The following is a 24520-nucleotide window of genomic DNA, read 5'->3' on the forward strand; positions in this document are numbered from 1 at the left end:
CATGCACGCGCCACGCACCAGGGTGCAGCGGCGCCCTGTGCATGGGGTGCTGTTGCTCGACAAACCGCTGGGTCTCTCCAGCAACCAGGCCTTGCAGAAGGCCAAATGGCTGCTGCGCGCGGAAAAGGCGGGCCACACCGGTACGCTCGATCCCCTGGCCAGCGGAGTGCTTCCGCTGTGTTTTGGTGCCGCCACCAAGTTCAGCCAGATGCATCTGGACGCCGACAAGACCTATGAGACGACGGTGCGACTGGGTCAGAAGACGAGCACGGGCGACGCCGAAGGCGATGTGGTGCAGACGCGCGACGTGACCTGCACGCCGGGCCAGGTGGTGGAGGCGCTGGACGGGTTCATGGGCCCCATCAGCCAGGTGCCACCCATGCACAGCGCCTTGAAGAAGGACGGGAAGGCGCTCTACGAGTACGCCCGCGAGGGGGAAACCGTGGAGCGCGAGCCGCGGCAGGTGGTGATCCACGACCTGGAGCTGCTCGACATGCGCCTCTCGGGCGACGAGCCGCAGATCCGTCTGCGCGTGCGTTGCAGCAAGGGCACCTACATCCGCACGCTCGGCGAAGACATCGGGGAGGCGCTGGGCTGTGGCGGGCACCTCACGAGCCTGCGTCGCATCGCCACGGGCGCGTTCAACGAATCCCGGTGCACCACGCTGCAGGCGCTCGAAGCGCTGGAAGAGGGCGATCGCCTGGCCCTGCTGCGCCCCGTGCAAACGCTGCTCGAAGGCCATGCCGTCGTCACGCTCGGCACGGAAGATGCAGGGCGCTTCCTCAGCGGCCTGCGCCGCCGTGGCGACTGGGCCGACTGCGAGCAGGTGGCCGTGTTCGGCCCGTCGCTCGACGACAGCCCACAACCCGCCTTGCTGGGCACGGCGCACGTGCGCGCGGGTGAACTCATTCCGGGGCGCCTCTTGAGCCCCAACGACATTCGACAAATCCAGGAAACCTCACCGGAAACCGCAACATGAGCAAACAAATCCGAAACATCGCCATCATCGCCCACGTCGACCATGGCAAGACCACCATGGTCGACCAGCTGCTTCGCCAGTCCGGCACCTTTGCCGAGCACGAGAAGGTGATCGACACCGTGATGGACAACAACGCCATCGAACGCGAACGTGGCATCACGATCCTGGCCAAGAACTGCGCCGTGAGCTGGGAAGGCACCCACATCAACATCGTCGACACCCCCGGACACGCGGACTTTGGTGGCGAGGTGGAGCGCGCCCTGTCGATGGTGGACGGCGTCGTGCTGTTGATCGACGCCCAGGAAGGCCCGATGCCGCAAACGCGTTTTGTGACCAAGAAGGCGCTGGCCCTGGGCCTGCGTCCCATCCTCGTGGTGAACAAGGTCGACAAGCCGGGTGCCCGTCCGCAGCACGTGGTGAACGCCGCTTTCGACCTGTTCGACAAGCTCGGCGCCACCGATGAGCAACTGGATTTCCCGGTGGTGTACGCCTCGGGCATCAACGGCTGGACCTCGCTGGAAGAGGGCGCACCGGGTGAACAGTGGGGCCCGGACATGTCCGCGCTGTTCGACACCGTGCTCAAGCACGTGCCGGCGCAGAAGGGCGACCCGGCAGCACCGCTGCAACTGCAGATCTCTGCGCTCGATTTCTCGACCTTCGTCGGCCGCATCGGCGTGGGTCGCATCAGCGCCGGCACGATCAAACCCATGATGGATGTCGTGGTGATGGAAGGCCCGGACGGCAAGTCGGTCAAGGGACGCGTCAACCAAGTCCTCACCTTCCGTGGACTGGACCGCGTGCAGGTGACTGAAGCCGGCCCGGGTGACATCGTGCTGATCAACGGCATCGCCGACATCGGCATCGGCGTGACGGTGACCGACCCCTTGAACCCGGCGCCGCTGCCGATGCTCAAGATCGACGAGCCCACCTTGACGATGAATTTCTGCGTCAACACCAGCCCGCTCGCAGGCCGCGAAGGCAAGTTCGTGACCAGCCGCCAGGTGTGGGACCGCCTGCAAAAGGAACTCCAGAGCAACGTGGCCTTGCGCGTCAAGGAAACCAGCGAAGACGGCATCTTCGAGGTGATGGGCCGGGGCGAACTGCACCTGACCATCCTGCTGGAGAACATGCGCCGCGAAGGCTATGAACTGGCGGTCTCCAAGCCGCGCGTGGTGTTCCGCGATGTGGACGGCGTGCGCCACGAGCCCATTGAAATGGTGACGGCCGACATCGAAGAGCAGCACCAGGGCGGCGTGATGCAGGCGCTCGGCGAGCGCAAGGGCGAGCTCGTGAACATGGAGCCCGACGGCCGAGGCCGTGTGCGCCTGGAGTACCGCATTCCCGCGCGTGGCCTGATCGGCTTCACGAACGAGTTCCTGAACCTCACGCGTGGCTCGGGCCTGATTGCCAACATCTTCGATGGCTACGAACCGCACAAGGGCGACATCGGCAGCCGCAAGAACGGCGTGCTGATTTCCATGGACGACGGTGAGATCTTCACCTACGCCCTGGGCAAGCTCGACGACCGTGGCCGCATGTTCGTGCGCGCCGGCGACCCGGTGTACGAAGGCATGATCGTCGGCATCCACAACCGCGACAACGACCTGGTGGTGAACGCCACGCGCACCAAGCAGCTCACCAACTTCCGCGTGAGTGGCAAGGAAGACGCGATCAAGATCACGCCGCCCATCGAGTGCACGCTGGAATACGGCGTCGAATTCATCGAGGACGACGAGCTGGTGGAAATCACCCCCAAGAGCATCCGTCTGCGCAAGCGCTACCTGAAGGAACACGACCGCAAGCGCGCCAGCCGCGACGCATGAGCCCGTGCGGGGAGCGGACCTGCGCCGGGCCCCTTTTCTCACTCTGAACCATGCCGTTTCGCTCGCTCAGCCGCCTGACGCACACCCAGGCGGTGTTCCTGATGGTCGCGGTGACCCTGATGTGGTCCATCGCTGGCGTGGTGTCGCGCCAGCTTGAATCCGCCGCCCGGTTCGAGGTGACCTTCTGGCGCAGCGCGTTCACTGCGCTTTCGCTGCTGGTGATCCTCCCCTGGTGGCGCGCCGCCGACCGTGCGGCGGGTTTCATTTCCGATGACGCCGACCAGGGCTTCCTCGAGCGGCACTGGGGCGTGTTGACGCGCTCGCGCGCGTTCTGGATTTCCGGCGTCTGCTGGAGCGTGATGTTCACCGCCTTCATGCTGGCGCTGACCTTCACGACAGTGGCCAATGTCCTCATCATCATGTCGGTCGGGCCATTGTTCACTGCGCTGGTGGCCCGAATGGTGATCGGTCAGCGCCTGGCATTGCGCACCTGGCTGGCCATCGTGGCGGCAGGGGTGGGCATCGTCTACATGTACGGCAGCCAGTTTCTGTCGGCTTTCGGTGACCCGTCGGTGGAGACGGGCAGTCTCGTTGCCGGTTCGCTGGCGGCCCTGTGTGTGCCCGCGGCCGGCGCCATCAACTGGACCGTGGTGCAACGCGCCCAGACCCATGGCGACAAGATCGATCTCGTGCCTTCCGTGTTGCTGGGCGGCGTGATCTCGTCGCTGATGACCTTGCCGCTGGCCTTGCCGTTCGCGGCCACCGGGTCCGACATCGCGTGGCTGGCGTTGCTGGGCCTGGTTCAGCTCGCCATTCCCTGCGCGCTCGCGGTGGTGTGCGCCCGTTCGCTCAAGGCGCCAGAGGTGTCGTTGCTGGCACTGCTCGAGGTCATCTTCGGCATTCTGCTGGCGTGGCTGGGGGCCGGCGAGGCGCCTGGCAGCGAGGTGCTGACCGGCGGAACGCTGGTCATCGGTGCCCTTGTGCTCAACGAAGTCATGGGCTGGCGCTCGCGCACCGGCACGCCGCGTATCCAGACCGTGGACAAACGGCCACAATGACCTGATCGACGACCGAACCGGATTCCCAAGATGACTTCAACTGCCACTGAAAACTTCGTCGTCGCTGAAATTCGGGGCCGTGTGGGTTGCATCACGCTCAACCGACCCCGGGCACTCAACGCCCTGTCGCTCGAGATGATCCGCAGCATCACGCAGTCGTTGCGGGCATGGCGAGAAGATCCCATGGTGCTGGCGGTGGCGGTGCGGGGAGTGAGCAAAGAGGCGCCATTCGGCGCTTTCTGCGCCGGCGGTGACATCCGCTTTTTCCACCAGGCGGCGCTGGCCGGTGACCCCGCGCTCGAAGACTTCTTCACCGAAGAGTACGCACTCAACCACCTCATTCACACCTACCCCAAGCCCTACATCGCCTTCATGGATGGCATCGTCATGGGCGGTGGAATGGGCATCAGTCAGGGGGCAAGCCTGCGCATCGTGACCGAGCGCAGCAAACTGGCCATGCCGGAGACCCACATCGGCCTGTTTCCCGATGTGGGCGGCGGCTACTTCCTCAGCCGTTGCGCGGGTCGCCTGGGCGAGTACCTCGCGCTCACGGGCCGCGTGCTCAATGGCAAGGAGGCCATGACCGCCGGACTGGCCGATGGCCACATCGATTCCGGTCGTTTGCCAGGCCTTTGGGCTTCCTTCGCTCAAACGCCCTTTGAGAACGGCGCGTCGGTGGAGCGATGGTGCGCAAGCCACCTCAGCACCACGGTTCTGCCGGCGACGTGGCCGGTGAAGGAAGTGGATCGTGTTTTCAGCCTGCCCGATGTGGTGCAGATCATTGCGGCCCTCGAGTCGACCGACAGCGAGTGGGCGCGTTCCACGGCCGCCACGCTGCGCCAGCGTTCGCCCCTGATGCTGCATGTCGTGCTGGAGCAGATCCGCCGTGCTCGAGGAATGGGCCTGGCTGATGACCTGCGCATGGAGCGCGACATGGTGCACCGCTGTTTCCACCTGAGGCCCGGTGCCGCCAGCGAAACCGTGGAGGGCATCCGTGCGCTCGCCATCGACAAGGACCATGCACCGCAATGGAACCCGCCTCGCATCGAGGATGTGAAGCGTGAGCAGGTCGACGCGTTCTTCGAAAGCCCCTGGCCGTCGGAAAAACATCCACTTGTCGCGCTCGGCTGACCGCACACGCCAAGCAGTTGATTCCCTATGGTTCGCACTTGGAATCCTGTATTTGCAGTTGGTGCTAATTGATTCATTCATGAAACCAATTGGTAGCGCCTGTCCCGAAAATTGCATGGACATGTTTTCACTTTTGTACTAAAAACTCCGATCCCAAAAGACCGCCGTCGAGGCGACCTGGATCAGGAGGAAACATGGCTCTGGAGAAGGAATGCGCCGCTTTGTCGGCGATCGTGTGCAGCGGCAATGCACCTGTCGACGTCTCGACGCCCAAGGACTGGTCCAGGCTGCCGCTGCCTCCATCGGACCCTCTCGCCAAGGGCTTCAGCGCCAGCGCCTTCGGCAGCATGCAAGGCGACACGGTGCTCGCATTCTCAGGCCCGGATTTCCATGCGGATGCGCGGGCTGCATCGAACGATGACGACGAGTTCGTGACCAACCTGGCGCTGGACCTGGGCCTCGCCGGCTTCACCGACGCCTTGCAGCAGGCCACGTCGGCCTTTGCGCAAGTGCGGCGACAGGCCGCCAGCGATGGCAAGGATCCAGGGCGCATCCACTTCACCGGGCACGGCGTCGGTGGTGGCATTGCAGCGGTCATGTCGGTGTGGTTCGACCAGCCGTGCACCGTGTTCGCCCAGGCACCGCTGCGAGCGGTGGCGCTCATGCCTGGGGACTTCGCCCGTGCTCGCGCCACCATCGAAACCCTGATGGGCAGTGCCGACGGATCGGTCAGGGCGCTGCTGGGTTTCATCCGTCACCCGAAGGAAGTGCTGGCGCAGCGCGAAAAACTGCGCGTCACGCATTGGCATGTCAGAGGCGAGATTCACGCGCTGTTGCGGTCGCCCGCCACGGCCATCCAGGGAACGGAGCACGTCATCGACATCGGCATCCAGCCACCCACCGTGCAGACCGCACTGACCTTGCACGACATGAAGCTCCATGCGGCGCTGCTCTTCGACCCACGGCTTGCGCGGCTGTGTCAGGACGCACCCAATCTGCTGGCCGTGCTTCTGGATCGCGCGGACCGCAGCGACCTGATCGAAACGCTCATCGCGGACCAGCACCGTGTGGGCCTCGATGGCGAAAGTGCGCTGCAGCGCTTTGTCAACGGGCTGGAGTGGCGGGGCGAAACCCTTGCGGACAACCTGATGGCCGAGGTTGCGGGCAGGTAGCTGCAATGACGCCGCTCGGTCTCAGCGGCTTCGCGACTTTATCGCGCGCTCCACCTCTCGTTTGCCTTCCCGGTCCTTGATCGTGTCGCGCTTGTCGTGCTCGGCCTTGCCCTTGGCGAGCGCCAGTTCGCATTTGACCTTGCCGTTCTTCCAGTGCAGGTTCAGCGGCACCAGGGTGTAGCCCTTCTGCTCGACCTTGCCGATCAGGCGACGGATCTGTTCCTTGTGCAGCAGCAGCTTCTTGGTGCGCACCGAGTCCGGGCTGACGTGCGTCGAGGCGGTGTGCAGCGGATTCACCTGGCACCCGATGAGGAACATCTCACCTTCGCGAATGACCACGTAGCCATCGGTGAGCTGCACCTTGCCCTCTCGCAAGGCCTTCACTTCCCAGCCCTCCAGCACCACGCCGGCCTCGAAACGCTCCTCGATCGCGTAGTTGTAAAACGCTTTCCGGTTGTCGGCGATGCGGGTTTCGGTGGCTTTGGTGGAGGAATCGTTGCTGTTTTTGGTGGCCATGACGCGCGAGGTGCGGCCGTTTCAGGCCAATACAATGAGTTCGATTGTATGAAAACGATTCACAAGTCCGTTCTCCTGTGGCACAGCGCCGCTGAAATGTTCGCGCTGGTCACCGACATCGAGCAGTACCCCCGGTTCCTCCCCTGGTGCGATCACGGCGAAGTGATGGAGCAGACCGACGATGGCATGGTGGCCCGTGTGGGCATGGCCATCAGTGGCCTGCGCCAGAGTTTCACCACCCGCAACACCCACGAGGCAGACCGCAAGGTGCTCATGGAACTGGTCGATGGTCCATTCTCCCGCCTCGATGGCGTCTGGGAGTTCACCCCGCTGGGCGACGGCAGCCAGCGCGCCTGCAAGGTAGATTTCCAGTTGAGCTACGGCTTCTCCAGCACGACGCTGGCTGCGCTCGTCGGACCGGTGTTCGACAAGATTGCGGGCAACCTGGTCGATGCCTTCGTCAAGCGCGCAGACCAGGTCTATGGGGCCGACTGAGATGCGCATCACCCTGATGTACGCCAGCGCACCACGCACCGTGCATGAAATCCAGTTGGACGTGGCGCCGGGATGCACACTGGGTCAGGCACTGGCTCAGGCGCACTGGCTGGCCCGCTTCCCGGAGATCGAGGCCCAAGCGCTCGCGACCAGTGTCTGGGGCCGCAAGGCGGCGCGCGATGACGTGCTGCGGGAAGGTGATCGCGTGGAAGTCGTGCGGCCGCTGCGGGTGGATCCGAAGGTGGCCCGGCGCGAGCGCTTCGTGGGGCAGGGCGCCCGCGGGACCGGCCTGTTTGCCGGCCGGCGGCCTGGATCCAAAGCGGGTTACTGAGCGGCAGCGGTCTTGGGCATGGGACCGCAGTTCGCACGGATGATCTCGTCCATGCGACGGACTTCGGCGGCGCGTGCCTTGTCGTCCATGATTTCGCGTTCACCTTTGGCATTGGTGGTGGCCAGCCGGGTACCGGAGTCCATCACCGCCTTCGCCTTGCGCGCTTGCTCGCAGCTTTCGGCCCGGCTCTTGGCAACCTTCTGCTCCTCCGCCTTGCGGCGGGCCTGCTCGGCGTCCTCCGCCTGTTTCTTGCGGGCCTCGAGTTCATCGTCCTTCACGGGCAACTGAGGCGCACCACCCGGCTGGGACGCGGCAGCAGCAGGCGCCGAAGCGGCTGCCACCGGAGCGGGCGCCACGGGCGCACGCGCGCTGGCCGGGCTCTTCACAATGTTCTTTTCAGGGATGCTGGAAGGCGGCGCGGTGTCACTGAACACCTTGCGCCCGGTTCCGTCGATCCACTGCCATTGCGCCAGCGCCCAGGGGCTGGACACCAGCAGCAGGGCCGTGAGGCCGGCGGCGCGGCAGCGCCGGACGAGGGAGGAATGTTGGGGCATGGCGCGAGTTTAGTGCGGGGTGGGGCCGAGCGATGTGCGCGGATGCTGCAGCGCGCGACGAGCCGTCGGAGCGGTCGCTTTTCAGGGCTGAGCGGTCGGCGCAGCGCAACACCGTGTGCGGGTTTGCACGTAGGACAGGCGGCTACAATCGACGCTTTTGGAGCTTCACCCATGCGCCTCCTCGGCAAAGCGCTCACCTTCGACGACGTGTTGCTGGTGCCAGCGTACTCCCAGGTCCTGCCCAAGGACACATCGCTTGCCACCCAGTTCTCCCGCAACATCAAGCTCAATCTGCCCCTGGTTTCGGCCGCCATGGACACCGTGACCGAGGCCCGCCTGGCAATCGCCATCGCCCAGGAAGGCGGCATCGGCATCATCCACAAGAACCTCACGCCGCAAGAGCAGGCCGCGCATGTGGCCAAGGTCAAGCGCTACGAATCCGGCGTGCTGCGCGATCCGGTGGTCATCACCCCCCAGACCACGATCCGGCAAGTGATGAAACTGTCCGACGAGCTGGGCATTTCCGGATTTCCCGTGGTGGAGGCCGGCAAGGTGGTCGGCATCGTCACCGGCCGCGACCTGCGATTCGAGACCCGATACGACCTGCCTGTGAGCGAGATCATGACGCCGCGCGAGCGCCTGATCACCATGCCCGACGGCACCACACCGGCCGAAGCCAAGACCCTGCTGAACAAGCACAAGCTGGAGCGCCTGCTGCTGGTCAACGACGCTTTCGAACTCAAGGGCCTGATCACGGTGAAAGACATCACCAAGCAGCTCAACTTCCCCAACGCCGCGCGCGATGCCGCCGGCCGTTTGCGTGTGGGTGCTGCGGTGGGCGTGGGCGAGGGGACCGAAGAGCGCGTCGAAGCCCTGGTGAAAGCGGGCGTGGACGCCATCGTGGTGGACACCGCGCACGGCCACAGCAAGGGCGTGCTCGACCGCGTCCGCTGGGTGAAGCAGAACTACCCGCAGATCGACGTGATCGGCGGCAACATTGCCACCGGTGGTGCGGCCATGGCTCTGGTGGAAGCGGGCGCGGACGCGGTGAAGGTGGGCATCGGCCCAGGCTCCATCTGCACCACCCGCATCGTGGCGGGCGTCGGTGTTCCGCAGATCATGGCCATCGACAACGTCGCCAGCGCGCTGCAGGGCACCGGCGTGCCGATGATCGCCGACGGCGGGATCCGTTACAGCGGCGACATCGCCAAGGCCATTGCGGCGGGCGCCAACACGGTGATGATGGGCGGCATGTTTGCTGGTACCGAAGAGGCGCCGGGCGAGATCGTGCTGTTCCAGGGTCGCAGCTACAAGAGCTACCGCGGCATGGGCTCCATCGGAGCCATGCAGCAGGGCAGCGCGGACCGCTATTTCCAGGAAAGCAGCACGGGCAACCCCAACGCCGACAAGCTCGTCCCGGAAGGCATCGAAGGACGTGTTCCCTACAAGGGCTCCGTGGTGTCCATCATTTTCCAGATGGCGGGTGGCCTGCGCGCGGCCATGGGCTACTGCGGCTGCCCGAGCATCGAACACATGCGCCACAAGGCGGAATTCGTCGAGATCACCTCGGCCGGCATCCGCGAGAGCCACGTGCACGACGTGCAGATCACGAAAGAGGCACCCAACTACCGGGCGGAGTGACCGCCGCCGCCCAGCAGGCCGTCCGCAAGGACGGCCTTTTTCATTCTTCTCGCCGCACATCCCCAAACACCATGCAGCACCAGAAAATCCTCATTCTCGATTTCGGCTCCCAGGTCACCCAGCTCATTGCCCGCCGTGTGCGGGAGGCGCATGTGTACTGCGAAGTGCACCCCTGCGACGTCAGCGACGAATGGGTGCGGGAGTTCGCCGCTGATGGGCAGCTCAAGGGCGTGATCCTTTCCGGCAGCCATGCCAGCGTGTACGAGGTGGACGACAAGGCGCCCGATGTGGTCTACCAGCTGGGCATCCCGGTGCTGGGCATCTGCTACGGCATGCAGACCATGGCGCAACAGTTGGGCGGCAAGGTGGAAGGCTCGCACACGCGCGAGTTCGGCTATGCCGAGGTGCGCGCCCGGGGTCACACGGAACTGCTCAAGGACATTGCCGACTTCACCACCCCCGAGGGCCACGGCATGCTCAAGGTGTGGATGAGCCATGGCGACAAGGTCACCGAGCTGCCCCCCGGCTTCAAGCTGATGGCCAGCACCGAGTCCTGTCCCATTGCCGGCATGGCCGACGAATCGCGCCATTTCTACGCCGTGCAGTTCCATCCCGAGGTCACGCACACGGTGCAGGGCAGGGCGTTGCTGGAGCGCTTCGTGCTCGGCATCTGCGGCACGCGCGCAGACTGGGTGATGCGCGACCACATCGCCGAGGCTGTGGAGAAGATCCGCCAGCAAGTGGGCGACGAAGAGGTCATCCTGGGCCTGTCCGGCGGGGTCGATTCGTCCGTGGCTGCGGCACTCATCCACCGCGCCATCGGCGACCAGCTCACCTGCGTGTTCGTCGACCACGGCCTGCTTCGCCTGAACGAGGGCGACATGGTCATGGACATGTTCGTCGGCAAGCTGCACGCCAAGGTGATCCGGGTGGATGCCGCCGACCAGTTCCTTGGACATCTGGCCGGCGTGAGCGATCCAGAGGCCAAACGCAAGATCATCGGCCGCGAATTCGTGCAGGTCTTCAAGGCCGAAGCCGCCAAACTCATCTCAAGTGGTGCTTCAACAAACGGCGCCAAGTGGTTGGCACAAGGCACTATTTACCCGGACGTGATCGAGTCTGGCGGCGCCAAGAGCAAGAAGGCCGTGACCATCAAGAGCCATCACAACGTGGGCGGGCTGCCCGAACAGCTGGGCCTCAAGCTGCTGGAGCCCCTGCGCGATCTCTTCAAGGACGAGGTGCGCGAACTCGGGGTGGCGCTCGGTCTGCCCCACGACATGGTGTACCGCCACCCGTTCCCCGGACCGGGCCTTGGCGTGCGGATCCTGGGTGAAGTGAAGAAGGAATATGCCGACCTGCTGCGCCGAGCGGACGCCATCTTCATCGAGGAACTGCGCTCCACGGTGGATCCCGACAGCGGGAAGACCTGGTACGAACTCACCAGCCAGGCCTTCACCGTGTTCCTGCCCGTCAAGAGCGTGGGCGTGATGGGTGACGGGCGGACCTACGACTACGTGGTGGCGCTAAGGGCGGTGCAGACCAGCGACTTCATGACCGCGGACTGGGCCGAGCTGCCCTACGCGCTCCTGAAGAAGGTCAGCAGCCGCATCATCAACGAGGTGCGTGGCATCAACCGGGTGACCTACGACGTGAGCAGCAAGCCGCCAGCGACCATCGAGTGGGAATGAAGGGTAGGTTTCCGCGGTCTGTGCCGCAAAGCACGCCATCAAGGGCTGCACCGCGGTTTCGATCCTGAATTTCTTCAGGGTCCAGAGCTGGCCGGCCACGGCCAGGCGCCGCCGTCGGGCTTCGTCTGCCAGCATCAGGAAAAGCTGCTTGCTCAGATCGTTCCAGTCGCCCGGGGTGAACAACAGGCCGGTTTCATCGTGGACCACCAGCTCCGGGATGCCCGCAATGCAGGGTGCAATCACGGGAACCCGACAGGCCATGGCTTCCATCAGCACGACCGGCAGTCCCTCCATCAGGCTGGCAACGACAAATGCATCGGCCTTCCTGAGTTCTTCAAGCACGCCTTCTTCGCCCTGGCGCCCGAGAAAGACGCAGTGGTCGCCCAATTTCAGGTCGTGCACCTGTTGCTTGAGCTCTGTTTCAAGCGGACCATCTCCGACGATCCGGAGTTCGGCATCGATTCCGCGGCGCCGCATCTGCGCGAACGCCGAAATCAGGCCAGCCTGGCCCTTTTCGGCGGAAAGACGGCCCACGTGCAGCAGGCGCAGACGCGCATTGCGGGGGACGACGGGTGCTGGAGAAAATCGGGCGGTATCGATGCCGCAGCGCACGATCACCATCTTCGACCAATCCTCGGAATCCGTGATGCGCATGGCCTGCGCCCTGCCGAAGTGCGACACGCAGGCAACGAACCGGGCATGCTCCAGCTTTTCCCGCAACAGAAGCCCTGAGGGATAGTCGAATTCGCTGATGCCGTGCAGCGTCAGGCTGAAATCGATCTCGAGGTAGCGAGTGGCCAGGTAGCCCACCGTCGCCGACGCGTTGGCGAAATGGTTGTGAAGGTGATCGATCTGCTGTTGGCGCAAGGCATCGGCCAGGATCATGGCTTCACCGAAATAGATGAAGCTGTAAACGCCCGATGAGAACCCTGGAACCCGGTGCCGGAATGCGTCCCGCAGGGTGCGCAGGTAGCGAATGGGGTGCTTCAGGCCACAGCGCAGGTGGGCGCCCAGCAGTCGTGGCAGGCGCGGCGGCAGGATGTAGTGGGTGCTTTCGAAGGCGCTGACGTTTTCAGGGTCGGTCTGCTCCGAGGCCGACGGCGGGCGGATGCTGAAGGTGGAAATGTCAATGCCGGCGCGGCGAAGCGCCTCCACCTCCCGGCGAATGAAGGTGTGGCTGGTGGCCGGGTACTGGCTGGTGAGGTAGGCGATCTTCATCACGCCGACGCTCCGCGGTAGGGGTCGAGCCTGCCAGCGCCCAGACCGGGGTACAGCCCACTCATGCGCCAGGCCAGCCGCGCGCCCGAGAACCGCCCGTGGCGGTCCTTGGCGTGGCGGGCGTTCATGTCGAAGCGTCGCAGCTGGAAAGGGTCCTGCCCGCGCTCGTTGCTGCCCCAGCGGGTGGTCACCGCCGCGCGGTAACCGGCCTGGCGAACCGTCTCCACCGACCGTGAATCCGTGGAGCCGTTGGGATAACAGAACGTCGTCACTGGTGCGCCCAGCGCGCTTTCCAGCTTCTGGCGGGATCCCTGGATCTCCGACACCAGTTCCTGCGGCGTGCATTGCGGCAGCAGCGCATGGGAGTGGGAGTGGCTGCCGATCTCGTGACCGCGCGCCAACAGGTCCTTCATCTGCTGCACGTTCATGAAACCGTCCCAGGCGTTGCGCACCGGCTGGGGCAACAGCTTCTGGGCCCGTTGGATCCAGTCGGCTCGCTGGGCCGCGCTCCAGGCCTTGGTGGCTTCCAGCGCAGCTTCCACGTCCGTGTGACCCGGCAACCTGCCGTCGTCCTGAGCGGGGCGCAAGGGCTCCATCAGCGCCTCCACCTGCCTGCCCGCGGTGTGGTTCAGGAGACCGATGCAGGTGGCCAGTGCGTCGTGCCAGAGCGGGCCGGTGTCTTCCAGAATCTGACTGGGCACATAAAAGCTGGCCGTCACCCGATGCTTGTCGAGCACGGGAAGGGCGTTCTGGTAGTTGTCGAGCTGTCCGTCATCGAAGGTGATGGCCAGCAGCGGCGGTCCGGAGTGACGGCCCTCCGCCCAGAGGTCAAGGGTGGCCGAGAGCGACTGGCACCGGAAGTGGCGGGTGGCAAAGCCCAGGTGGGCATCGAGCTCTTCGGGCGTCACGGCCAGACCCGGCAGCGGATAGCGCCGGCGCTGCGATTCGGTGAGCACCCGGTGGAACGTGATGATCGACAGGCGCTGGCGCATGCGAACGGCCGGCGACGTGACGCTGGCGAGCGAAAGCACCTGTCCGCAGGCATCGCGAGCCAGGGCCTTGATCGAGGCGATAGCCGTCATGGGTGCGAGATCCGCTCCGGGGTACGAACTGAATGAAAAGTGCTACGAACTGACGTTGGACAAGCATCGTAAGCGCTCCGCTGTGGCATGAAGTAATGCTTAATGAACTTAACGAAGTTTTTTGATTTCACAGTGACTTTTTGTGCAAATCAGCCCCCGCGGGCCATCGCCGGGATCGCCATTTGCCCAGGCAGGTCCTCGTCCACCCATGAACCGTGGGAACCTCGCGCCAACTTCTCACAAATCACTTTAAATACTCTCGAAAGTTCTTTGAATTGAAATGACTATCTCTGGAATACAGCTCAAGCCTGTGCCGCCAGATACCGGTGAATCTGGGCCACGGCCGCAGCACCCTCACCAATGGCGCCGCCCACCCGCTTGACCGAGCCCGAGCGCACGTCCCCCACGGCGAACACGCCCGCAATGCTCGATTCCAGCGATGCAGGACGATCGTCGGCGTCGGGCGCGTTCACGTCGGACCCGGTGCGCACGAAACCGTGGGCGTCCAGTTCAATCTGGCAGCCCCCGAGCCAGCCAATTTCTGGATCGGCTCCCACGAAGAGAAAGACGTTGCGCACGGGTCGCTCTTCCTCCGTATCGTCGAGGCGGTTTCGCCATCTGACGCCGGCCAGCCCGTCGGCTGCCCGGCCATGCAGCGCGGTGAGCGCCGTGTGCGGCCGGAGCTCGATGTTGGACGTGGCCTCGATCCGGTCGATCAGGTATCGAGACATGCTGGCCGCCAGACTCGGCCCACGCACCAGCATGTGCACCCGCGCAGCATGCTGGGACAGGAACACGGCGGCCTGGCCGGCGGAATTGCCGCCGCCCACCAGCACCACCTCGGTTCTGGCGCACAGCGTGGCCTCCAGCGCGGACGCCCAGTACCAGATACCCCGGCCTTCGAACTCCTGCAGGCGCGGCACATCGGGCCGGCGGTAGCGCGCGCCGCTGGCGATCACGACCGTGCGCGCCCGCAGGCGACGCCCGTCGCTCAGCCGGACGGCGAGTTCGCGGTCGGGCCCGCTGCGGCTGCAGTCCAGCGACTGCACCTCCGCGGGGATGAGCATCTCCGCGCCGAACTTCTGGGCCTGCACGTAGGCACGACCGGCCAGTGCCTGTCCCGATATGCCGGTCGGGAAACCCAGGTAGTTCTCGATCCGCGCGCTGGCGCCGGCCTGGCCGCCGTAAGCGCGGCAGTCCAGCACCACGACCCGCAGGCCCTCGGACGCCGCGTACACGGCGGTGGACAGGCCCGCCGGCCCGGCGCCCACCACGGCCACGTCGAACAGTTCGTCGTGCGCTGCCGTGTCCACCATGCCGATGCAGCGCGCCAGTGCGTCCTCGGCGGGATTGACCAGCACCGTGCCGTCGGGGCAGACCACCAGTGGCTCGCCGGGCGCGGCGCCGGACTGCTCCATCAGCGCCGTGGCGTCGGCGTCGGTGCCGGCATCGATCACCTGGTACGGCTCGCCATTGCGGCGCAGGAAACTCTGCAGGCGCATCAGGTCGGCGCTGCCCGGTTCTCCAATCAGCACCGGGCCGCTGGCGCCGGCCTCGATCAGCGCCACGCGGCGCAGGATCAGGGCGCGCACCAGTCGCTCGCCCAGGTCGGCCTCGGCGATGATGAGTGCCCTCAACTGGCTGGGCAGCAGCAACAGCACTTCCACATCGCCTTGCGCGATCCCGTCCACCAGCGAGGGCTTGCCCGACAACGCCCCCACCTCGCCCATGAAATGTCCCCGGCTGTGCTGGACGATGGGTGTGACATGCCCCATGCCATCGCGCTGGCTCACCGCCACCACGCCGGCAAGCACCACGAAAAGACCGGGCCCGGGCTCACCCGCGGTGATCAGCCGAGCCCCTGGCGCGTGGGTTTGAAGGGTGCCAAACCGCCGCATCCGGTCCATTTCCGCGTCAGAGAGCAGCGGAAACATCTGGTGTCGGCGGGACAGCAGCTCACTGGGTGCTTCTTCGGCCATGTGGCTTCGACCTTTCAGGTGGTCCGGGGGATGACGAGCGGCTCGCTCGCATGATATTCAACTGCCCGGAGCGGGTGGCTGGTGGGAAGACGGCGGCATGGCCAGTTGCTCGGCGTGTCCTGGATCGTGGGCGGGCGGCGCGTCGAACGCCTGCAGCAACACGCGCGTGAGCACGGTCATGGGCCCGAGCGGGCGGGCCGGCGGGTTAAGGCCGGGCACGAAGCCCTGCGCCATCAGGCGATGCAGCAATGCCGGGTGATCGGTGATCACATGAACAGGCACGTCCCAGGAAGCGCCCGCGCCGGAAGCCAGTGCCGGCGCCTGGTGGTCACCCACGATCACCATCACGAAGGGACGAGGCGCGAGACGGCGCAAGTAGTCGGCCATCCAGATGTTCTGGTAGTTCAGGCTCTCGAGGAAACGGGTGCTGGTCTGCGCCACCTGGACCGGTGCCGCCAGGGCGGCGCTCGCTTCGGCAGCGCTGTATGCACTCGGGCCGGTGAGGCGCGCCCAGTCGGCCACGAAAGGCGCCAGCGGCTGAAAGGGCGCGTGAGTGCTCGTGGTGGGGAACACCGCGAACCGGGGACGACTGTCGTGTTCGGGTGCGCGACGATCCAGTTCCTGGACATGCAACAGCGCCATGGCCGCCTGGTCCGGAATGCGCCAGAAGCCAAAGTCCGGGCCTTCGTAACCGAGAGCAGGGTCGTCTGCCAGGCGGTCAAAACCGTAGAACGCGCCTTCTGGCCAGGGGCGCTTGAGCCCCGGCATCCAGCCCACGGTGCGGTAGCCGTGCCGCGCGAAATGGCTCACCAGGGTCGGCCGCTGGCTGGTGAGCAGCAGATCGTGGTCGGCCGGGTCGCGGGTGTCCACGCCCGAGAGCAGCGCGGCGTGAGAAAGCCAGGAGGCGCCGCCAAACGTCGGCGCGACCACTCGCGTCGATACCACGGCACGCCCGCCGGCGTGGATCGCATCGGCCAGTAGTTCGCGCGAAGCTTGCAAAGCCCGCGCCTGCGCCACCTGATCGAAGGTGCTCGCGCCGTAGGACTCGGCGAAGACCAGCAACACATCCGCCTGCCCATTCGGCGTGGCCAGGCCGGAAAGGTCTCCCGCGAAGGCCGGGCTTTCGCTGAGCGCCGCGTGGCTCTGGCCCGGCAGCCACACCCGCGCCAGCAGGCTGGCCTGGTGGAACAGGGTGGGCGTGACGGGCAGCGAGAAAAACCAGCGTGTGTCGCGCTGGTCAGGCACGTAGGCCGCAAAGCTCAGCGTGAGTGCGCTCACGGTGGCCAGCAGCCAGGGACGCGGTCGTGGCCACGCCAGGCCATGGGACAGGGAGACGATGGCTTCGCGGACGAGCCATCCTGTGGCGCCCAGGCCCAGCGCCAGTGCGGCCAGTGCGGCCACCACTTGCCAGGCCGGCAAGGCCTGCGCCGCGGCGGCCAGCAGATCCGCTGCGTGTCGCCCATCCCAATACAGGTTGACGGGCCTGCCCAGCACGGCCGGCGCGGTGACGTTCGCATAACGCACGAGCACCAGCGCCATGAAGCCGACGGTCAGCCAGCCGGCGGCCCGGCGCGTTGGTTGACCGCGCCAGGCGACCCAGGCCATGAGTGCGGCCATCGCCAGGCAGAGCTCGAACGACAGGCGCGGCATGTAGAGCACGCCAAAGCCCGGCCAGCGGTTTTCGAAAGTGAGCAGTGTGTTGAGCAGAGCAAAGGCCAGCCCGAAGCGCAGCAGCCAGCCCACCACAGACGGCGACGACGGCGCGCCTGGCGCCAGCGCCGGGCTCACTGGCGGATCGCCTCGAACTCGATGATCAGGGGCACCTCGTCACCCACCCAGCCGTTGGACACGGCGTAGTTCATGCCAAAGGCACTGCGCTTGAAGCTGCCGCGCGCGGACACGCCCATCACGTAGGGCTTGCCACCGAGCCCGCCGAGTGGCGACTCCGCGCTCTTGTTCCAGGTGGCCTGCAGCGTGAGGGGCTGCTTTTTGCCCAGCAGTTCCAGCTGGCCGGTGATGTCGAAGGTGCGCTCGCCGGTGCGCCTGGCGCTGGCAGCGGTGAACACCATGCGGGGGAATTCGCCGCTGTTGAGGAAGTCCGGGCCCTTCAGGTGGTCGTCGCGCTTGCGCTGGTTGCTGAAGACGCTGGCGGTTTCCACCTCGATGCGCACGTCGGACAGGGTGGCCGTGGCTTCGTCGAACCGGTAGTTGCCGCGTGCCGAACGGAACAAGCCGAGCACCTTGGCGTAGCCAATGTGGTCGACGAGGAAGGCCACGGTGAGGTGATCCGGGTCGATCTCGTAGCGCGCGGCCTGCGCCTGCGCTGGCGTGGTGGCCAGCAGGGCGGTGCAGAGGGTGAGGACGGGCAGAAAGAAGGCTCGCATGGTCAGGTCTCCTGTGAATGGGTGCGCTGCAGATGGCGCACGTCGATGGCGAAGGACAAGGTGAGCAACGCCAGACTGGTGGCCGCGAGAGCCGAGGCCGGCAGGGGCGGCACGATCGGACCCAGGCAGACGATCAGCGTGGTGATCTGCACCACGCAGACCGTCTGGCGGCGGCGGCTGGGAGGCAAGGGTGCGTCCAGCCAGGGCCAGACCCGGGCCGCCGCCACGAAGGCATAACGCATGAGACCACTGGCCAGCACCCAGGCGCCGACCTGGCCGGCCTGCCACACCAGTGCGCACAGCACCAGCGTGAAAAGGGCGTCGGTTTCCATGTCGAAACGTGCGCCGAATGCGCTGGCCAGCCCGCTGCGCCGCGCCAGCGGGCCGTCCACCGCGTCCAGCAGAGCGGTGGACGTGGCCAGCCAGACCACGGCCCACCACGCAGGCGTGGGCAGCGTTTCGCCGATCAACGCGGCCAGCAGGGCGCACACCCCCAGGCGCAGCAACGTGACGCGGTTGGCGCTGCCAAAGTGCGCATGCGGGTGCGCAGGCATCGCCGGGGAGAGCAGAGCGCGCCACACCAGCCAGGCGAGCACGACGAACAGCAGCAGCGCCTTCAGGGAAAAGTCCGCGCCCAGACCGCCGGCCACGCCCAGTGCACTGGCGGCGGCTGCCATCAGGACGAGGCTGGCGCCCAGGGATCGCGCTGCATCGACCCGCAGCGCGGGCCGATGCTCACCAGGGATGGCAGGTGCATGGTGGGGGGTTATTGGCTGCGACATAAGATGCAAGCGCGTCCTCAACGGTGGGCCATCATGGCACGCACTGCCGTTCGGACCCTCCATTCCCCATTTCGTTCATGCCCTTCAACTCCGATCAACCTTCCCTTGTCGCACAGGCGTGCTGGATCGTGGCGCCGGGCCGGGCCGAGGTCCGGTCCGAGACCCTGCCACCCCTGGCCGATGGCCATGTGCAGGTGCGCACGCTGCACACCGCGGTGAGCCGCGGCACTGAAGGCCTGGTGTTTCGCGGCGAGGTGCCCCGGAGCGAATGGCAACGCATGCGCGCGCCTTTCCAGCAGGGCGATTTCCCGGGCCCGGTGAAATATGGCTACGTGAACGTGGGCGTGGTCGAAGCCGGATCGGCGCCATGGCTCGGCCGCACCGTGTTCTGTCTCTACCCGCACCAGACGCGATACCAGGTGAGCGGCGATGCTGTGTTGCCTGTGCCCGAGGGCGTGCCCGCATCGCGCGCCATCCTGGCCCCGCAGATGGAAACCGCGCTCAACGCCCTGTGGGACGCGGGCCCCGCACGGGGCAGCCGGGTCAGCGTGGTGGGCGGTGGCGTCATCGGCCTGCTGGTGGCCTTTCTGGCGGCGCGGGAACACGGTTGCCAGGTGCAGGTGGTCGACACGGAACCCTCGCGCGCGGCCCTGGTGGAGTCGATGGGGGCGGTGTTCAGTGCGCCCGAAGCTGCCGCTGGCGACGCGGATCTGGTGGTGCACACCAGCGCGACCGCCGCAGGCCTGGCCACCGCGTTGCGGCTGGCGGCGTTTGAAGCCACCGTGGTCGAACTGAGCTGGTACGGCAACCGCGCCGTGAACGTGCCGCTGGGTGAAGCCTTCCACTCCCGGCGCCTCACGCTCAAGAGCTCGCAAGTGGGTCACGTGGCGCCCAGCCGGCGTGCCGACTGGAGCCACCGCCGCCGGCTCGCCATGGCGCTCTCGCTGTTGAGCGACCCGGTGCTCGACCAGCTCGTTACCGACAGCGCCCCGTTTCACCAACTGCCCGGGGTGCTGCAGCGCCTGGCCGGTGCGGGCGCAGCTGCCACCTTGTGCCACCGCATCGATTACAACGACTGAAGAAAAGAGAAACCCGACCATGTACGCCGTCAACGTCAGAGACCATTTCATGATCGCCCACAGCTTCCGGGGCGCTGTGTTCGGCCCCGCGCAGCGCATGCACGGCGCCACCTACGTGGTGGATCTGGAGATGCGCCGCGATGCGCTGGATGCCGACGGCATCGTGGTCGACATCGGTCTGGCCACGCAGGTGCTGCGCGAAGAGCTGGCCACCCTCAACTTCCAGAACCTGGACGACCTCCCGGAGTTCAGCGGCCGCAACACCACCACCGAATTCCTCGCGCGCGTCATCTTCGACCGCGTCGCCGCACGCATCGCCGCGGGCGCCATGGGTTCGCAGGCGTTGCCCGGCGCAGATGGTCCGGGCTTGCGACAGATGCGCGTGACGCTGCACGAATCGCACGTGGCCTGGGCCTCCTTCGAGGGGAACCTGCCCGCGCAGGCCGCATGAAATCATTGGCCTTCCTCGTCCCGGGCGACTGGAACGTCCGCACCGGCGGCTACGGCTACGACCGCCGGCTGGTGCAGTCGCTGCGCGAAGCCGGTTGGCGGGTGGACGTGCACCACCTGGCAGGCGACTGGCCCTGGCCCGACGCTGCGGCCCGCGCGGCGGCCGCCGATGCGATCGCCTCGCTCCCCGATGGCAGCCTGGTCGTGGCCGATGGCCTGGCTTGCGCGGTGCTGGCCGATGAAATGCGTCCGCACGCCGCGCGACTGCGCTGGGTGGCCCTGGTGCACCACCCGCTGCACCTGGAAACCGGCTTGGACGAAGCCACCCGATCGCGGCTGCACGGAGCCGAGACGGATGCCCTGCAACTGGTCCGCCAGGTGGTGGTCACCGGGCTGGGCACGGTGCAGGACCTCCAGACCATGGGCGTGGCTTCCGCCCGCATCGCCGTGGTGGAGCCGGGGACCGACCCCGTGCCACCCAACGACCGCTCGGCGCGCGGCGCCGGGCCGATCCAGCTGCTTTGCGTTGCCACCCTCACTCCGCGCAAGGGCCATGCCTTCCTGCTGGAGGCGCTGGCAGGGTTGCTGGAACTGCCCTGGGAATTGCACAACGTGGGCAGCACCACGAGAGATGCCGACACCGCAGCGGCGCTGTTCGCCGCATCGGCGACGCTGGGTGAGCGTGTGCATTGGCACGGCGAACTGATGGAAGCTGCCGTGCAGGCGCGCTACGCGGCGGCGGATGTATTCGTGCTGCCCTCGCTGCACGAAGGTTACGGCATGGTGGTGGCTGAGGCGCTGGCCCATGGTTTGCCGGTGGTGGCGACGAAGGCCGGCGCACTCGCGCACACGCTGCCGACTCAGGCTGGGCTGCACGTCAACCCTGGCGACGCGATCAGCTTGCGCGATGCCCTGGCGCGCATCATGGAGGATGACGCACTGCGCGGGCAACTGGCTGCTGGCGCCCGCGAAGCCGCAGCCCGGTTGCCCGACTGGCCCCGCCAGGCCGCGGCATTCGCCCGGGTGCTGGAGCTGGTGCCATGAGCTCGGCCACCTTCAGCGCCGACTGGCTCGGCCTGCGCGAGCCCTTCGATGCGGCTGCGAGATCCCGGGCGGCGGCTCGCCTCCAACTCGATGCCCGGCTCGCTGCCCTGCGACCTGCCACCGGCACGCCCTGGCGGGTGATCGACCTGGCTTGTGGCACCGGCGCCAACCAGCGCTGGCTATCGCCACGGCTGCCGGGGCCGCAGCAGTGGCTGATGGTCGACCACGACGACGCCTTGTTGCGCCGGATTCCCGAGCCAGGGGAGGGCGTGGATGTGGTGCGCCAGCGACTGGACCTCATGGCCTCGCTGGAGACGCTGCCCTGGCATGCCGCCCACCTTGTCACCGCATCGGCCCTGCTGGATCTGGTGGGCGAGGCGTGGCTGCATCGGCTGGTGGCCGCTTGCGCCCGGCATCGCGTCGCCTTGCTGATGTCGCTCAGCGTCGATGGCCGCCACCGCTGGACGCCCGAAGCCCCCGGGGACGGCGAAGTCGGCCTGCTTTTTGCCGCTCACCAGCGCCGCGACAAGGGCCTGGGTGCTGCGCTGGGAGCGAAGGCCGTCGCCACCCTGCTTCCCGCCCTGCGCCACGCCGGTTACCAGGTGCGCCAGGCGCGCAGCGACTGGATGGTGGATGGGCGTCGCCACACCACCGACCGCCATCTGATGGGCAGCCTGATCGACGGCATGGCCGACGCGGCGGTGGAACAGGCCCCGGAACGCACCGACGCGCTGCGCGGCTGGCAATCACGCCGGGGCGAGCTGGTGGCGCAGACCCGGCTGCGCGTGGGGCATGTGGACGTGCTGGCCTGGCCTGGCTAGGGCTTGAGGTCCAGGTCCCAGAGGAGGTCGTCCCCCAGGCGCAGCGTGCGCGCCGGCGGGCGAGGGCACTCGATCATCACGTCTCGGGCGGGCACCTGCAGGCCACGCCTGCCATTGCCTATCAGCACGGGAGCCACCACCAGGTGGAGCCGATCGAGCGCGCGGGCGCCGAAGAATCGCGAGACGGTGATGCCACCGCCCTCCACGAACAGCAGCCGCAACCCGTGCCGGCCCAAGGCTTCCACGGCCCGCTCGGCGCGGTAGCAGGCGGCGGGATTGCGCTCATCGAGCAGGCCCTCCACCGCCAGCACCTCGGTCGTGTCCGGCGCGTCCCGAAGACGTTGTCGTGCCGTGGCCGCGTGGCGTGCGTCGCACACCCAGAGGCTCTCTGACTGGCCGTCGCGGAACACGCGCGATTCGCCATCCAGATCGGCGCGCGGGTCCATGACCACCCGCACCGGTGAGGGCCCCGGTACGCGCCGGGTGGTGAGTTGCGGGTTGTCGGTGGCGACGGTGCGCGCTCCCACCACCACCGCGTCGCACAGCGCCCGCAGGCGGTGCAGATGCACCAGGCCGTGGGCGCCGTTGACGTAATAGGAGTCACCCGTTGCGGTGGCCACGAAGCCGTCCAGGCTCTGGCCGAGCTGCGCCACGACCCAGGGAGACAGATCCTTGCGTGAGCGCGCGTCGAGCATCGGTTTGTAGGCCATGAACAGCTCAAGGCTGCGCGCGCTGCATTCGCCAGAGACCACCCAGCCCGTGGCGGGGGTGTACCGCAGCAGGGCGTGGCGTCCGCCATCGCGCGCCTGCAGCATCTGCAGCCACAGCGCGGGCCAGTCCGAAGGAATGTCCGCGATGACCTCGGCGGCGACCTCGGGCGGGGGGGTGAGCAACTCGGGCGTCGGCATGGGCGGCATCATCGCATCGCGCTCTGCGCCCCAGCTCAATGACCGGAATAGCCCTCAGCTTGACAGGCACCGGGCTCGCGCTTCACTTCCACTTCGGGGTGTAGTAGGGGTCGTTGCTGTCTGCTGCCCCGCCGCCCGCATCGGTTGCGGCGGGCGCCTGTGCAGCCTGTGCGTAGGCGATGGCCAGACACACCAGCACCAGGGGAACCAGCGAAGCAAGGGTGACCGACGCCGATCGCCAGGCCCACAGAAAGGCCACACCGGCCACGCTGCCCACCATGAGCGCCAGCTGCGCCAGCAGCAACGAACCACCGAGGCCGGCCCACGCCGCCAGCGCTACCGCCAGCGCAGCGACCAGTGCGGTGGCAAGCAGGCCAGGCCTGCCCGCCAGTGTCTGGCTTCCCGGCGCCTTCAGGGCCAGCAGGAGGGCGGCCACGACCAGCCCGGCGATGGCGATCCAGGGGATGACTTGCGCGCGCGAACCTGCCGGCCAGTCCAACCCGGGCCACACTGCCAGGGCCATGACCAGCCCGAGGGCAGCGCCCAGTGACGCCCAGCGCGCTCCCACCCACCGCAGCAGCGCGATGCCCACCACGGCCAGCAGCAGAGGCAGCACGAGGCTCTGGAAAGCTGGGTGTTGAAGGAAGTTCATGGCGCGCCATCATCGCACCAGCGCCCATTTCTGGCGAATACACTGACCTCCCCACGAAGCCGCGCTGTTGCCATGTACCTGCCGCCCCAGTTCGCCGCCAAAGACGCTGCCATCGCACTCGAGCTGATGCGCGCCCACCCGTTCGCCAGCCTCATCAGCACCGACGACGACGGGTTGCCGTTCGTGACGCACCTGCCGCTGCACCTCGTGGAGGAGGGCACCGCCAGCCAGGACATCGTGCTGCTGGGCCATGTCGCGCGTCCCAATCCCCACGCCAAAATCCTGCTCGAGCGGCCCCGTGCCGTGGTCACCTTCATGGGGCCGCACGCCTACATGACGCCACGCGTCTATCCCGACCTGGCGCGCGTGCCCACCTGGAACTACCTGGCGGTGCATGGCACCGTGCACGCCACCCCGGTGGAAAGCTTCGACGACAAGGACCGACTGCTCAAGCACCTCATCCACGACCACGATCCCGCCTACGCCGACCAGTGGCGAGGCCTGGATCAAGACTTCCAGCACAAGCTGATGCGCGGCATCGTGGCCTTCGAACTCAAGGTCACCGACCTGCAGTGCAAGGTGAAGCTCAACCAGCACCGCCCCGAGTCTCACGCGGCCATGCACGCCGCCTATGCCGCTGGGAACCCGGACGAACAGGCCCTGGCCGGCTGGATGCGGCGCCTTGGCTTGGCGGTGTGATCTGTAACAACCTCGGGTGGACGTCGGGCGGTGG

The 24520-nt window shown here is 66.8% G+C and carries 23 protein-coding genes and 1 pseudogene; 14 read left to right on the forward strand and 10 right to left on the reverse strand.

The genetic code is table 11. The annotated features are described in order from the left end of the window. Position 1 precedes the first annotated feature (1 nt). The 5 genes from truB (at position 2) to ACTIEY_RS09900 (ending at position 6163) form a co-directional block, all read left to right on the forward strand. Positions 2-979 carry a tRNA pseudouridine(55) synthase TruB gene (truB, locus tag ACTIEY_RS09880; protein WP_439518930.1) on the forward strand — a complete coding sequence of 326 codons (978 nt, stop codon included), beginning with the start codon at positions 2-4 and terminating at the stop codon, positions 977-979. Continuing rightward, the gene (gene typA / locus ACTIEY_RS09885) at positions 976-2802 is read left to right on the forward strand and encodes a translational GTPase TypA (protein ID WP_439518931.1); all 1827 of its coding nucleotides are present in this window, start codon (positions 976-978) and stop codon (positions 2800-2802) included. The genes truB and typA overlap by 4 nt, the downstream gene beginning before the upstream one ends. 50 nt (positions 2803-2852) lie before the next feature. Further along, positions 2853-3860: a DMT family transporter gene (locus ACTIEY_RS09890; protein WP_439518932.1), complete on the forward strand. Its 1008-nt coding sequence runs from the start codon at positions 2853-2855 to the stop codon at positions 3858-3860. Positions 3861-3890: 30 nt separating this feature from the next. Next, positions 3891-4991 carry an enoyl-CoA hydratase/isomerase family protein gene (locus ACTIEY_RS09895; protein ID WP_439518933.1) on the forward strand — a complete coding sequence of 367 codons (1101 nt, stop codon included), beginning with the start codon at positions 3891-3893 and terminating at the stop codon, positions 4989-4991. Positions 4992-5185: 194 nt separating this feature from the next. Further along, positions 5186-6163, forward strand: a complete 978-nt coding sequence (locus ACTIEY_RS09900) for a hypothetical protein (RefSeq protein ID WP_439518934.1) — start codon at positions 5186-5188, stop codon at positions 6161-6163. Positions 6164-6184: 21 nt separating this feature from the next. On the opposite strand, the gene smpB is transcribed toward ACTIEY_RS09900, so the two are convergent. Then, positions 6185-6679 (reverse strand): SsrA-binding protein SmpB, encoded by a 495-nt coding sequence (smpB, locus tag ACTIEY_RS09905; protein ID WP_439518935.1) that lies wholly within the window; start codon positions 6677-6679, stop codon positions 6185-6187. 48 nt (positions 6680-6727) lie between these two features. Here smpB and ACTIEY_RS09910 point away from each other — a divergent pair, with 48 nt between their 5' ends. Continuing rightward, positions 6728-7174: a type II toxin-antitoxin system RatA family toxin gene (locus ACTIEY_RS09910; protein ID WP_439518936.1), complete on the forward strand. Its 447-nt coding sequence runs from the start codon at positions 6728-6730 to the stop codon at positions 7172-7174. 1 nt (position 7175) lies between these two features. Then, positions 7176-7505, forward strand: coding sequence for an RnfH family protein (locus tag ACTIEY_RS09915; protein ID WP_439518937.1), 330 nt, complete (start codon positions 7176-7178; stop codon positions 7503-7505). Here the strand turns inward: ACTIEY_RS09915 and ACTIEY_RS09920 are convergent. Continuing rightward, positions 7499-8059: a DUF4124 domain-containing protein gene (locus tag ACTIEY_RS09920; protein WP_439518938.1), complete on the reverse strand. Its 561-nt coding sequence runs from the start codon at positions 8057-8059 to the stop codon at positions 7499-7501. The two genes, ACTIEY_RS09915 and ACTIEY_RS09920, sit on opposite strands and share 7 nt — an antisense overlap. A gap of 171 nt (positions 8060-8230) precedes the next feature. On the opposite strand from ACTIEY_RS09920, the gene guaB reads away from it, so the two are divergent. Both guaB and guaA read left to right on the forward strand, forming a co-directional pair. Continuing rightward, complete coding sequence (guaB, locus tag ACTIEY_RS09925) at positions 8231-9700, forward strand: IMP dehydrogenase (RefSeq protein WP_439518939.1); 1470 nt, start codon at positions 8231-8233, stop codon at positions 9698-9700. Positions 9701-9771: 71 nt separating this feature from the next. After that, positions 9772-11388, forward strand: a complete 1617-nt coding sequence (gene guaA / locus ACTIEY_RS09930; protein WP_439518940.1) for a glutamine-hydrolyzing GMP synthase — start codon at positions 9772-9774, stop codon at positions 11386-11388. A 99-nt stretch (positions 11389-11487) separates the two neighbouring features. On the opposite strand, the pseudogene ACTIEY_RS09935 reads toward guaA, so the two are convergent. From ACTIEY_RS09935 to ACTIEY_RS09960, 6 genes and pseudogenes are all read right to left on the reverse strand, one after another. After that, positions 11488-12606: pseudogene (locus tag ACTIEY_RS09935) on the reverse strand (glycosyltransferase); the annotation flags it as partial. Next, positions 12606-13688 carry a polysaccharide deacetylase family protein gene (locus ACTIEY_RS09940; RefSeq protein ID WP_439518941.1) on the reverse strand — a complete coding sequence of 361 codons (1083 nt, stop codon included), beginning with the start codon at positions 13686-13688 and terminating at the stop codon, positions 12606-12608. The pseudogene ACTIEY_RS09935 and the gene ACTIEY_RS09940, both read right to left, overlap by 1 nt. 302 nt (positions 13689-13990) lie before the next feature. Beyond that, a complete protein-coding gene (locus ACTIEY_RS09945; protein WP_439518942.1) occupies positions 13991-15667 on the reverse strand; it encodes an FAD-dependent oxidoreductase in 1677 nt (558 codons plus the stop codon). A 57-nt stretch (positions 15668-15724) separates the two neighbouring features. Beyond that, positions 15725-17455: a hypothetical protein gene (locus ACTIEY_RS09950; protein ID WP_439518943.1), complete on the reverse strand. Its 1731-nt coding sequence runs from the start codon at positions 17453-17455 to the stop codon at positions 15725-15727. Next, a complete protein-coding gene (locus ACTIEY_RS09955; RefSeq protein ID WP_439518944.1) occupies positions 17452-18051 on the reverse strand; it encodes a YceI family protein in 600 nt (199 codons plus the stop codon). The genes ACTIEY_RS09950 and ACTIEY_RS09955 overlap by 4 nt, the downstream gene beginning before the upstream one ends. A 2-nt stretch (positions 18052-18053) precedes the next feature. Then, a complete protein-coding gene (locus ACTIEY_RS09960; RefSeq protein ID WP_439518945.1) occupies positions 18054-18728 on the reverse strand; it encodes a CDP-alcohol phosphatidyltransferase family protein in 675 nt (224 codons plus the stop codon). 182 nt (positions 18729-18910) lie between these two features. Here ACTIEY_RS09960 and ACTIEY_RS09965 point away from each other — a divergent pair, with 182 nt between their 5' ends. The 4 genes from ACTIEY_RS09965 to ACTIEY_RS09980 are packed head-to-tail and all read left to right on the forward strand — an operon-like array spanning position 18911 to position 22227. Further along, positions 18911-19912, forward strand: coding sequence for a zinc-dependent alcohol dehydrogenase (locus ACTIEY_RS09965; RefSeq protein ID WP_439518946.1), 1002 nt, complete (start codon positions 18911-18913; stop codon positions 19910-19912). A 19-nt stretch (positions 19913-19931) separates the two neighbouring features. Further along, positions 19932-20363, forward strand: coding sequence for a 6-pyruvoyl trahydropterin synthase family protein (locus tag ACTIEY_RS09970; protein ID WP_439518947.1), 432 nt, complete (start codon positions 19932-19934; stop codon positions 20361-20363). Continuing rightward, a complete protein-coding gene (locus tag ACTIEY_RS09975) occupies positions 20360-21406 on the forward strand; it encodes a glycosyltransferase family 4 protein (protein WP_439518948.1) in 1047 nt (348 codons plus the stop codon). The genes ACTIEY_RS09970 and ACTIEY_RS09975 overlap by 4 nt, the downstream gene beginning before the upstream one ends. Then, a complete protein-coding gene (locus tag ACTIEY_RS09980; RefSeq protein ID WP_439518949.1) occupies positions 21403-22227 on the forward strand; it encodes a class I SAM-dependent methyltransferase in 825 nt (274 codons plus the stop codon). Before ACTIEY_RS09975 ends, ACTIEY_RS09980 begins: the two co-directional genes overlap by 4 nt. Here the strand turns inward: ACTIEY_RS09980 and ACTIEY_RS09985 are convergent. Both ACTIEY_RS09985 and ACTIEY_RS09990 read right to left on the reverse strand, forming a co-directional pair. Then, positions 22224-23135 (reverse strand): RibD family protein, encoded by a 912-nt coding sequence (locus tag ACTIEY_RS09985; RefSeq protein WP_439518950.1) that lies wholly within the window; start codon positions 23133-23135, stop codon positions 22224-22226. The genes ACTIEY_RS09980 and ACTIEY_RS09985 overlap by 4 nt on opposite strands. Positions 23136-23217: 82 nt before the next feature. Next, positions 23218-23787 carry a hypothetical protein gene (locus tag ACTIEY_RS09990; RefSeq protein ID WP_439518951.1) on the reverse strand — a complete coding sequence of 190 codons (570 nt, stop codon included), beginning with the start codon at positions 23785-23787 and terminating at the stop codon, positions 23218-23220. A 72-nt stretch (positions 23788-23859) separates the two neighbouring features. Here ACTIEY_RS09990 and ACTIEY_RS09995 point away from each other — a divergent pair, with 72 nt between their 5' ends. Next, entirely contained in the window at positions 23860-24486 is a 627-nt protein-coding gene (locus ACTIEY_RS09995; protein WP_439518952.1) for an FMN-binding negative transcriptional regulator, read from the forward strand. The last annotated feature ends 34 nt before the right edge of the window (positions 24487-24520 follow it).

It is taken from the genome of Hydrogenophaga sp. (genome assembly GCF_051858985.1).
GTDB lineage: Bacteria > Pseudomonadota > Gammaproteobacteria > Burkholderiales > Burkholderiaceae_C > Hydrogenophaga.